Annotated in this window: 10 protein-coding genes and 1 pseudogene; all 11 read left to right on the top strand. The window is 39.3% G+C overall.

Annotated elements, in window-relative coordinates; translation table 11 throughout:
- Positions 1-316: pseudogene (locus WBM60_RS14645) on the top strand (hypothetical protein); the annotation flags it as partial.
- Between the two features lie 44 nt (positions 317-360).
- Positions 361-1,773, top strand: coding sequence for an ADP-ribosylglycohydrolase family protein (locus tag WBM60_RS14640; RefSeq protein ID WP_424261486.1), 1,413 nt, complete (start codon positions 361-363; stop codon positions 1,771-1,773).
- Between the two features lie 54 nt (positions 1,774-1,827).
- Positions 1,828-2,382 carry a hypothetical protein gene (locus WBM60_RS14635; RefSeq protein ID WP_424261484.1) on the top strand — a complete coding sequence of 185 codons (555 nt, stop codon included), beginning with the start codon at positions 1,828-1,830 and terminating at the stop codon, positions 2,380-2,382.
- A 99-nt stretch (positions 2,383-2,481) separates the two neighbouring features.
- Entirely contained in the window at positions 2,482-2,904 is a 423-nt protein-coding gene (locus tag WBM60_RS14630) for a C-GCAxxG-C-C family (seleno)protein (protein ID WP_424261500.1), read from the top strand.
- A complete protein-coding gene (locus WBM60_RS14625) occupies positions 2,897-3,325 on the top strand; it encodes a C-GCAxxG-C-C family (seleno)protein (RefSeq protein WP_424261482.1) in 429 nt (142 codons plus the stop codon). The genes WBM60_RS14630 and WBM60_RS14625 overlap by 8 nt, the downstream gene beginning before the upstream one ends.
- Before the next feature lie 197 nt (positions 3,326-3,522).
- Positions 3,523-4,230 carry a Crp/Fnr family transcriptional regulator gene (locus tag WBM60_RS14620; protein WP_424277072.1) on the top strand — a complete coding sequence of 236 codons (708 nt, stop codon included), beginning with the start codon at positions 3,523-3,525 and terminating at the stop codon, positions 4,228-4,230.
- Between the two features lie 369 nt (positions 4,231-4,599).
- Positions 4,600-4,965: a PepSY-like domain-containing protein gene (locus tag WBM60_RS14615; protein ID WP_424278242.1), complete on the top strand. Its 366-nt coding sequence runs from the start codon at positions 4,600-4,602 to the stop codon at positions 4,963-4,965.
- A gap of 99 nt (positions 4,966-5,064) precedes the next feature.
- Positions 5,065-6,378 carry an aspartate aminotransferase family protein gene (locus WBM60_RS14610; RefSeq protein ID WP_424261476.1) on the top strand — a complete coding sequence of 438 codons (1,314 nt, stop codon included), beginning with the start codon at positions 5,065-5,067 and terminating at the stop codon, positions 6,376-6,378.
- Positions 6,379-6,380: 2 nt separating this feature from the next.
- On the top strand, positions 6,381-7,316 hold the full coding sequence (locus tag WBM60_RS14605) for a carbon-nitrogen hydrolase family protein (RefSeq protein ID WP_424261474.1): 936 nt from the start codon (positions 6,381-6,383) through the stop codon (positions 7,314-7,316).
- Between the two features lie 12 nt (positions 7,317-7,328).
- Positions 7,329-7,736 carry a VOC family protein gene (locus tag WBM60_RS14600; RefSeq protein WP_424261472.1) on the top strand — a complete coding sequence of 136 codons (408 nt, stop codon included), beginning with the start codon at positions 7,329-7,331 and terminating at the stop codon, positions 7,734-7,736.
- Between the two features lie 3 nt (positions 7,737-7,739).
- A partial coding sequence (locus tag WBM60_RS14595) for an aminotransferase class I/II-fold pyridoxal phosphate-dependent enzyme (protein WP_424283260.1) occupies positions 7,740-10,296 on the top strand: 2,557 nt, incomplete at its 3' end.

The raw sequence follows: 10,296 nt of genomic DNA, 5'->3' as shown, positions 1-10,296 counted from the left end.
TAGTAAAGCCGCAACAGAGAATGACAAAGGGGTTAAGGTTAATGATATTCTGATGCCTATAGCGTGGACCAAAAGCTATCAAATTCCAGATGGAAAAAAAGGGAAAGCATTTACTTCTACTATAGGTTCAGCAAGTGATATGTTGAACGAAGGCACACGAAGGTTATTAGTTAATAGCGTATTCTGGAGTTTGGATATGTCTGTTCCGGAAAAGGCAGATGTAGAACTTGTTGGTGATTTTAACCCCACAGCCTATGAATTCAGAGATGATAAATACTGGCTTCAAAAACAGTTAAGAGTTGAAGATTTTGATTAAAATTTATCTACTTAGATTTGTTAACAAATGAAAAACAGTTTAAAATGAAGAACGTACTTAAAACTCTATGTTTAACGGGAACTACGCTCGTATTTGTTTTAATGGTTTTGTCCTGTAAGGATGCCAAAAAGGAAGAGGTAAAACAAGTTAAAAATGCCTTGACCGATCCTGGACTTGAATATAATACTTATACTCCAAAGGCAACGGATATCATTATTTCTCGCTCAGACTATGCCAACAAACTCTATGGTTTTTGGTTGGGCCAATGTATTGCCAACTGGACCGGTTTAGTAACCGAAATGGATAAAATTGGAAACATTGGCGAAATAAAAACAGGTCCATTCTATACGAGAGAAGATTGGGGAAAACCAGATCAGCCCAGCATTTGGGGTGAGGGTTTGCCAAGTGAACTATCTGATAATATAGATTTTGTATTCAGAGGTGAAGATGAGATTTGGGGTGCAGATGATGATACGGATATTGAATATATGTACCAGCATTTATTGTATACGAATAAAACCAGTATGTTAAGCGGAAAGCAAATTAAAGAAGGTTGGCTGAAGCATATAAAACATGAAGAAGAAAACTTCCTATGGGTCTCGAATCAAAAAGCGCTTGATATGATGCTTAATGGGGCAGTTCCTCCTGAAACAAGTGACCCAAATTTAACCCGCGACAGCATTTACGATAATTATCACGAGATGATAGATGCACAATTAACTACAGAAATATTTGGCCTTTTTGCCCCGGCTAGACCGGATATTGCTTTAAAAATAGCCGAATTACCTATACGAACCACGGCACGGGAAAACGCTCAATGGATTTCTGAATTCTATGTTATCATGTATTCATTGGCCTCAGAGGTTGATAAAAGCCTGAGCCAAAAAGAACAAATAGCGTGGATGGCTCAGCAAGCCAGAGAGCACCTTCCCAATGATTCATATGCTGCGAAAATGTACGATTTTGTGAAAGGCAAATACGATTCAAGCATCCCATGGGAACAAGCCCGTGATGATTTATATGAACGCTATCAGGTAAATCAGGAAGATGGGTATACCATAACTTCAAAAAATATTTTCTGTAATGGTTGTTTCGCTGCAGGGATTAATTTTGGGGCTAGCATAGTGAGTCTTTTATACGGAGAAGGAGACCTAAAAGAGACAATTAAGATTGGAGCCCTGGCCGGATGGGACTCAGATAACCCCACTGCCACCTGGGGTGGTCTTTTGGGATTTATGCTGGGTAAAGAAGGTGTAGAAGAGGCTTTCGGACGTAAATTTTCTGATAAATTCAATATCCATAGAACCCGGGTTAACTTTGCAAATGACGGATTAGACACTTTTGATGAAATGGCCAAAAAAGGCATTTATGTCATTGATCGGGTTGTGCAGGAAGAAATGGCTGGAGGCATAGATCTGGAAAAAGATATATGGCTCGTTCCAAAAGAGGGATTGTAACAAATAAATGAATTAGAAGTCTAATGACTTTACAAGCCTCTTTACTTCAATTACATGAATATAAAATTGACCTTAAAAAACCGAATACTCTTCACTTCAATAGTGACCTTATTATCCTGGGCGCATTTAGCCTGGGACTATTTTCACGGCGGTATCCCGACTCATTATCTTCTCCATCGTAAAGATTTACCGGGAATGTCAAATTGGTGGGGAGGAATAGTCATCCCACTGCTGACCTGGTTTCTGCTTTATCGCATTAAAAGGAGGGTATACGATAAAGACATTAATGAAACCTCTATTACCTCAAATCATGTTATTTATGGCTTTATTGGCGCCCTTTTATTTGGAATAATTCTGTCATTCTTTTTTACCATTGGCACTAATGTCCCGGGTTATATGATGATTGGTCTTTTTATCATATCATTTTTCATTCCCATATACAGGGCTGAACAGCTGCTAGGGTTTGTTCTTGGGATGGCATATACATTTGGAGGAATTTTACCCATTTTAATCGGAAGTATCCTCGTCCTAATATTTGTGATAGATTACCGGGCAATTCGCGCTTCTATACTATATCTTATTTCAAAAACTACCTCAGGAAAATCATAATTCAGCAGCAGAAGTTAAAAAGCTTTAAAGCTGATATAGGTCATTTGTTACTGTACTATTCATTTATAAATTTCGTGATATAAACCATGACTCGATAAGATAAAAACAGCAATAGATCATAGAACATATGGTCCCACTGACGCTAGCAAGGTATTTAGAAAATTAGGTACATGTTCAAGAACTTTCTTTCATATTTTAAATAGAGAATTTGGACACCCCAAAGAACTTGAGGAGCTTGCGGCCGATTCTTTAGCCGGTGGTATTCTTCAACAGGGACAGCAGTGTGGTATGCTTTGGGGAGCTTCCCTTGCAGTGGGTGGAGAAGCCTATAGAAAATGTAAGGATCAAAATGAAGCCATTTGTGTTGCTATCAAAGCTACTCAGGATATCATGGAATCCTTCTCCAAAAACGAAAATACTATCAACTGCCGGGATATCACTCATTGTGACTTTTCCAGCAAACTGAGCTTTGCTAAGTACATGTTCTCCGGCAGATTCTTATACTGTTTTAAAAATGGCTGACCGATGGGCTCCGGATGCAGTAAAAGCAGCCCTTAATGGGTTGTCACCCAAAGAAATTGATAGGCATTCAGTTTCGATCAGTTGTGCTACGGAGGTTGCCAGGAATATGGGCGCCAGCGATGAAGAAATGATCATGGTAGCAGGTTTTGCAGGCGGTATGGGATTAAGCGGAGCTGCTTGCGGTGCGTTAAGTGCCGCCATATGGATGAAATCGCTCGCCTTATACCGAAAAGAATCCAAAAAAGTGTCTTTGAAAAATCCAAGTTTAAAAAATATATTTGAAACATTTTATAAGACTACCGGATCAAAAATTAGATGTGATGCTATTACGGGAATGGATTTCAATACGCTGGATGATCACACCAATTTTATTAGAAATGGTGGTTGTGACTCGCTTTTGAAGGTACTCGCTAAATCTTAGTCTGATAGTCAAAAACCCATAAAGTCATCAGTTCAATTGAAATTGACTTAATACATTAATTATTAGTTGTTTAGAAATCTTCTGATAATTGGTTAAAGAAGTCTGAACTTTCCATGTATTTAATTTTTTAATTGTCGCAGATTTCAGGTTATTCACAAGTATTATAAAATTTCAGTAACTTTAATGTTATTCAATTAATGAAAACAGAGAGTAATCATTTTCTTAAATACCTAGAGGCACTTACCTCATCCCCTTTTTTCAAGGATTCCAGTACTGGCTCTATTAAGGAACTATTGCATTCCATGTCGGAGGAACATTGGAACGCAAAAAGTTTTAAAAGCAGTACAGATGTAATGTCCACCTTCCATTTCATCGTATCCGGCAGGTTAAAAGTATATAAGTCTAATCCGGATACAGGTAGAGAACATACAGTTTTTGTGCTGTCTAAGGGGGATGTTTTTGATGTTCTATCTTTGCTGGACACTAAGCCGCATGATGTTTACTGGGAAGCGCTGGATTCATTAGATGTTTTAAAAATCTCTATGGAACAAATGCGTCATTGGATTAATAAATATCCGGTAATGCACAAAGCCATATTATATTATCTGGGGGACCGTATGCGACAGCTCATGGATGTTGCCACTGATGTTACCCTTCACAGTACTTTGGTACGCCTCTCTGCATTGCTCCTTAAAAATATAAATGGAGAAACCCGCAAATTAGAATTAATCAATAATTTGCCAAATGATGAGATTGCAGGTCTCATAGGTACTACTCGGGCAGTTGTGAGCAGGCACATCCAGGAATTAAAACGGTGTGGGGCAATTTCAGTAAGTCGCAAACAAATTAATGTTAAGAATCTGGAATTGCTATTATCAATTGCTGAAGAAAAATACATTCCTTAATTAATTTTTTTTATTGGTTATACATTCCATTTGTCATACGAAAATTATCAATTACCGGATATTACAAATTTTACCTAAGTGCTACTTAGGTAGCTGTATTTGCTTTTAAAATCAAATAACTTTATAGTTTTAATTAAAGGGGACGATTATTGTGAGCAAAGGATAGGTAATTCTTCATTTGACGTAAAATAAAACTTTTACTGAATAAAAATAATTTCAAAAAAATCTATTTTAACTATTTCCAATATTTGCTACCTCTTAGAAAAAAACATGGTTGGATAATAAACAACCTACGCTATGACTTTTTATAAAAAATTTAATTACCTGATAAACATAGTATTATTGAACGTTTTCAAAAGCAATCGTATAATGCCCGGTAAAACCGTATACCTGGCATTCAAATCCAAATATCCCAAAGCTTCATTTATACAATGGAAACAGATGGATGTTTTTAGATGGCAAGCAACCTTTCACTATAAAAAAGAAGAACACTTCGCATTATTCAGTAGTGAGGGCAAATGGCTTGAAACAATTACTCCGGTATCATTAGACATTACTCCCAAACAAGTGCAACAAAATTTTGCAGGAAATTATAACAATGATGGACTTCAGGAAATTTACCATGTAGAAACCCCTAATCGAAGTCTTTATGAAATAAGCTGGAATAATGGTATTTTTGTTCTGAAACTCTTATACAACTCCTCAGGAAAAATATTGAGTAAAATGATTTTATAAATCTACTCGAGCAGCTTTATAAATTGTCCATGAAAAAATAGAAAATAATAACAAAATTGTTTTATTTAAGCTTACCTTATAAAAAAGAAAATACTTAGTATGATCAAAGAATTAACAAAATCACAGGAACTTTTCGAAAGAAGGAAAAACGCTGTAGCCAATGGCGTGGGGGTATTCAATACCGCCACTGTCAAAGAAGCCAAAGGTGCGATTATTATTGATGTTGACGGGCGGGAACTTATCGATTTTGCCGGCGGCATTGGTGTTGTAAATGCTGGCCACTGTCCGGAACCTGTTGTACAGGCAATACGCGAACAAGCAGGTAAGTATTTGCATACCAGTTTTAATGTGGTGACCTATGAGCCCTATATAGCATTATGTGAGGAATTGGCAGAGATATTGCCCCACGGTAAAAATACCAAGGCAATGCTCGTCAGTACGGGAGCAGAAGCTGTGGAGAATGCCATTAAAATTGCAAGACAGGCCACCAAAAGACCTGCAATTCTATGCTATACCGGTGCCTATCACGGTCGCACTATGATGGCCATGACGCTAACAAGTAAAGTAAGTTATAAGTATGATTGCGGCCCTTTTGCCCCGGAAGTATACAGGCTGCCATTTCCAAATTTTTATCGTTATAGAGGTAGCAGGGATGAAGCCACTTTTGTCAAGGACGAACTCAAACGACTTCACGAAAGTGCCCTCAATTTGGTTGATATAGAAAGTGTTGCGGCAATTATTTTAGAGCCCATCCAGGGTGAGGGTGGTTTTAATCCAATACCTCAGGCATATTTAGAAGGGTTAAGAGCATTTTGCGACGAACATGGTATCTTACTAATTATGGATGAAGTGCAGAGCGGATTCTGCCGTACCGGACATTGGGCAAGTTGGCAACACTACGGGGTACAACCTGATATAAGTACCTACGCAAAATCGATGGGATCGGGACTACCTATTGCGGCTGTCGTTGGGCGTGGAGAAATAATGGACGCAGCAGCCTCAGGTTCTATAGGTGGTACCTATATAGGAAGTCCGGTTTGTTGTGTTGCAGCTTCAGCTACCATTCAATATATGAAAGACATTGATCTTAACGAAAGGGCCAAAGAGGTCGGTGCGACCATTATGGGCCGTTTGAAAAAGTTGATGAAAGAATATTCTGAAATAGGCGATGTGAGAGGCATTGGTGCAATGATTGGGATCGAGTTTGTTAAAAATAGTGATCCTAGGCAGCCTAATTCTGAAGTTTGTGGAAAAATTGTAAAAGGTTGTTCAGAAAACGGGTTGATTATACTTAGTGCCGGTACCCATAAAAATATTATTCGCATTCTCTCGCCATTGGTAATTACCCAGCAAGAATTAGAAAAAGGTTTGTCCATTTTGGAAAATGAAATTAAAAAAGCTATAGGTAACTAACTATGAGACCATTCGCAATTGCAGGAATACAGATGAAGGTTTCAGCGGTCGCTTCCAACGTGGAAATGATGAAGCTGAAACTCGATATTACAATGACCCTCTATCCGTGGATAGAAATGGTATTATTTAGTGAATTATGTGCGTACGGCCCGCTGATACATACTGCCCAGGAAATTCCTTGTTCGTTTGAAGCCGAAATGCAGGCTATGGCAAAAAAATATGGAATCTGGCTACTTCCGGGATCTATTTTCGAAAAGAGTAATGGTAAAATATACAATACGGCGACCGTTATCAATCCTAAAGGGGAAATAGTAACGCGCTATCGCAAAATGTTTCCATTTTATCCTTATGAAGTAGGCGTAACACCGGGAACGGAATTTTGTGTTTTCGATGTGCCCGATGTCGGAAGATTTGGAGTATCGATTTGTTATGACATGTGGTTCCCGGAAACCATTAGGACCTTAGTATCAATGGGCGCTGAAGTAATACTTCATCCTACGATGTCTGGCACCATAGATCGCGATATTGAATTATCTATTGTAAGAGCTATGGCTTCTGTGAATCAATGTTACTTCTTTGATGTCAATGGTTTGGACACGGGGGGTACCGGCCGATCCATAGTTTGCGGGCCAGACGGCCTTGTTATTCACCAGTCCGAAGGTACTGAGGAAATTATTCCTCTTGAATTAAATATCGCAAGGGTGAAAAGAAGCCGTGAATTAGGCATCTTGCGCCTGGGTCAACCTTTGAAAAGTTTTAGGGATCATTTAGGGCAATTCAGCATATATCAGCCACAAACCCCTCACCCCTATCTCGATTCACTTGGCCCCCTCATAAAACCAAATAGACTGGACAAATTAACAAAATTGATTATAAAGGGGGATTCTCTTGAACATCAGATAGCTCCAACACATTATAAAGGAGATGGATCACTATAAATAGTAAAAATAATGGGCGGCGTATCCTCAAATAAAAAGAAAAATAATACAGAGTTTAAAGATTATGTGAGTTGGTTTGAAATACCGGCTATCGACTTTCAGCAAGCAGTTAATTTTTACAACCACATATTCGGCATTGAAATGATTCAAAACGTCACAGAGGAAAATGCCATGGCCTTTTTTCCTGTGACTAAGGGTATTGGGGGAGCGGTTATTTCTGGGCCGGGATCTGTTCCCAGTGATATTGGACCATTGATCTATTTAAATGGGGGTAAAGACTTGAGTAATGTCCTCGATAAAGTGGAAGATGCCGGTGGGCGAATAGTAATGCCCAAAACCCTGATCAGCGAAGAAGCGGGTTACTTCGCTATTTTTATTGATTCTCAGGGAAACAAACTCGCTTTACATTCAAAAAATTGATTCGTGATTAGAAATAAAACAAAAAGTGCACCTTATTATAACATCGGACAACTAAGGGTCGACTACTGGAACAAACTAAAAATTGAAACTGCCGAATTAGCCCGATGCCACAAAGGGTCTGCCAATGAAAAAAGACATAAAAAGGCTACTAAAGAGTTAATAAAAGACCTGAAAGGTGTTGAGTGTTTTTTTGCTTCTCCCGGTATAGCGCGCATACAGAGGCTAGAAAAAGCCTTTTCCGTTCATGAACATGCCTCCTTATCGCATATGGCGGCAGAAACTACAAAACAATTGGTTGGTGATAGTTACAGAAGTAATCCGGACTTTCTGGATCATGATGAACATAGCATAGTATCAGTTGAGGAACATGAACAATATAACGGCGTTAGTAAGAACTATTTTGAGGTAATGTTCGTCGACGATATTTCCGAACAGGAAGAGATCAATCTGCAGCACAGCATCAGGGCCTTGCGAACACCGCAGGACAAATTTACCTATGGTGTTGTGGTACAACGATCTTTTCAGGATGCCTTGATTGCCTTGCTTTTTAATCACAATATTCAGGCGGTGGTAGTCCGCTATGCACCACCTTACCACTCCAAGGGGATTACATCCATTATAAAACCATATATCCAACAGGTGACAAAGCTCGACTTTTCATCGAAATCCGAGACCGATCTCGGGCCAATAATCGGGGAGTTAATCAAACAATTCAGGCCCGAATTGGATACCTATTATGTTACAGACACCTCCTTGGGTCACCTTAAGGACAGTACCATAAAGGGTTTCAGACGTATCTTTTATCAAACAGAGGATATTCAGGAGCTTCACCTTACAATTATGCGCGGTATTGCAGAACGGTATACTACGCCTTTCTTCTCTGCCCTGGTAGAATACAGCCAAAAACCCACCGGGGTCTTTCACGCCATGCCCATATCCCGCGGTAATTCGGTTTTTAAATCAAGATGGATCAATGATTTTGGTGAGTTCTACGGGCGAAATATGTTTTTGGCCGAAACATCTGCCACAACTGGTGGCCTCGATTCCTTACTGCAGCCCACAGGGCCCTTAAAAAAAGCTCAGGAAATGGCACGGGATGCATATGGCTCCCAGTACACCTATTTTGTGACCAACGGAACATCCACAGCCAATAAAATTGTGATGCAGGCCCTTGTTAAACCGAAAGATGTAGTTCTAATTGATAGGGACTGCCATAAATCACACCATTATGGATTAGTTCTGGCGGGAGCATATCCCGTTTATCTGGATTCTTATCCCATCGAAGAATACTCCATGTATGGCGCGGTTCCCCTGGAACAGATCAAAAATAAATTGCTACAATTGAAAGATGCCGGCAGACTGGATAGGGTAAAAATGTTGCTGCTTACAAATTGCACCTTTGATGGTCTTGTTTATAATGTGGAGCGTGTCATGGAAGAGGTTCTGGCTATAAAACCGGATATGATATTTTTATGGGATGAAGCCTGGTTTGCCTTTGCGGGATTTGCTAATAGCTATAAACAACGAACCGGTATGCTTACCGCAAAAAAGCTGTATGAAAAATATAGAAGTAGCGCATATAGGAAGCGGTATAATGAGCATATCAAAGGATTGAATAATGGTGATCTTTCTACAATGCCGGATCCGGATAAGGTGCGGATACGGGTATATGCCACACAGAGCACACATAAGACCCTAAGTAGTTTTAGACAAGGCTCAATGATCCATATCTGGGATGAAGACTTTCGTCGGAAAAGTGAGAACACCTTTTTAGAAGCTTATATGACCCATACTTCCACATCACCTAATTACCAGATGCTGGCCTCTTTAGACGTTGGAAGACGACAAGTTCAGCTCGAAGGTTTTGAATTGGTTGAAAAAAGTATTGAGATGGCTATGGTACTTCGGGCTAAGGTGAATGACAATCCCCAATTAAGCAAGTATTTTGATGTCCTGACAGTTCACGATTTTATACCAAATAAATATCGTCAAACCGGTCTTAAAGAGTATTATACAAGGAACGAAGGTTGGAACCGAATGGATGAGGCGTGGGAGAAAGACGAATTTGTACTTGATCCTACCAAAATAACGTTGTACATCGGTAAAACGGGTGTTGACGGTGACACCTTTAAAAATAAATACTTAATGGATAAATTTAATATCCAGATTAATAAGACTTCCCGGAATACCGTCTTATTCATGACGAATATCGGGACGACCAGGGGTAGCATTACATACCTCACCAATGCACTTTTAAAAATTGCCGATGAATTGGATGAAGAGTACAAAGCGCTAAACAATAAAGAAAAGGAAATTCTTCAAAACAGGATTCATTCCTTGACTAAAGAGGTACCTCCTCTGCCTGATTTCAGCTATTTTCATCACTCATTTCAGGCCGTTCCGGGTGTCCCCGGAGGCAATTTGCGAGAAGCCTATTTCTTAGCGTACGATGAAGAAAATTATGAATATGTTCCCTTGAGCGAATGTTTATCAATCATGGGTAAAGGAAGAAAGCTTGTTGCTTCTACCTTTGTAATTCCTTATCCTCCTGGTTTTCCTG

The sequence above is a fragment of the Eudoraea sp. genome (genome assembly GCF_049669105.1).
Classification (GTDB): Bacteria; Bacteroidota; Bacteroidia; order Flavobacteriales; family Flavobacteriaceae; genus Eudoraea.
This window is presented reverse-complemented; position numbering and strand designations above follow the sequence as displayed.

Bases quoted from the DNA above. Each gene is read 5' to 3' on its own strand.
- WBM60_RS14640 (WP_424261486.1), top strand. From the start codon at position 361: ATGAAGAACGTACTTAAAACTCTATGTTTAACGGGAACTACGCTCGTA.
- WBM60_RS14635 (WP_424261484.1), top strand. From the start codon at position 1,828: ATGAATATAAAATTGACCTTAAAAAACCGAATACTCTTCACTTCAATA.
- WBM60_RS14625 (WP_424261482.1), top strand. From the start codon at position 2,897: ATGGCTGACCGATGGGCTCCGGATGCAGTAAAAGCAGCCCTTAATGGG.
- WBM60_RS14620 (WP_424277072.1), top strand. From the start codon at position 3,523: ATGAAAACAGAGAGTAATCATTTTCTTAAATACCTAGAGGCACTTACC.
- WBM60_RS14615 (WP_424278242.1), top strand. From the start codon at position 4,600: ATGCCCGGTAAAACCGTATACCTGGCATTCAAATCCAAATATCCCAAA.
- WBM60_RS14610 (WP_424261476.1), top strand. From the start codon at position 5,065: ATGATCAAAGAATTAACAAAATCACAGGAACTTTTCGAAAGAAGGAAA.
- WBM60_RS14605 (WP_424261474.1), top strand. From the start codon at position 6,381: ATGAGACCATTCGCAATTGCAGGAATACAGATGAAGGTTTCAGCGGTC.
- WBM60_RS14600 (WP_424261472.1), top strand. From the start codon at position 7,329: ATGGGCGGCGTATCCTCAAATAAAAAGAAAAATAATACAGAGTTTAAA.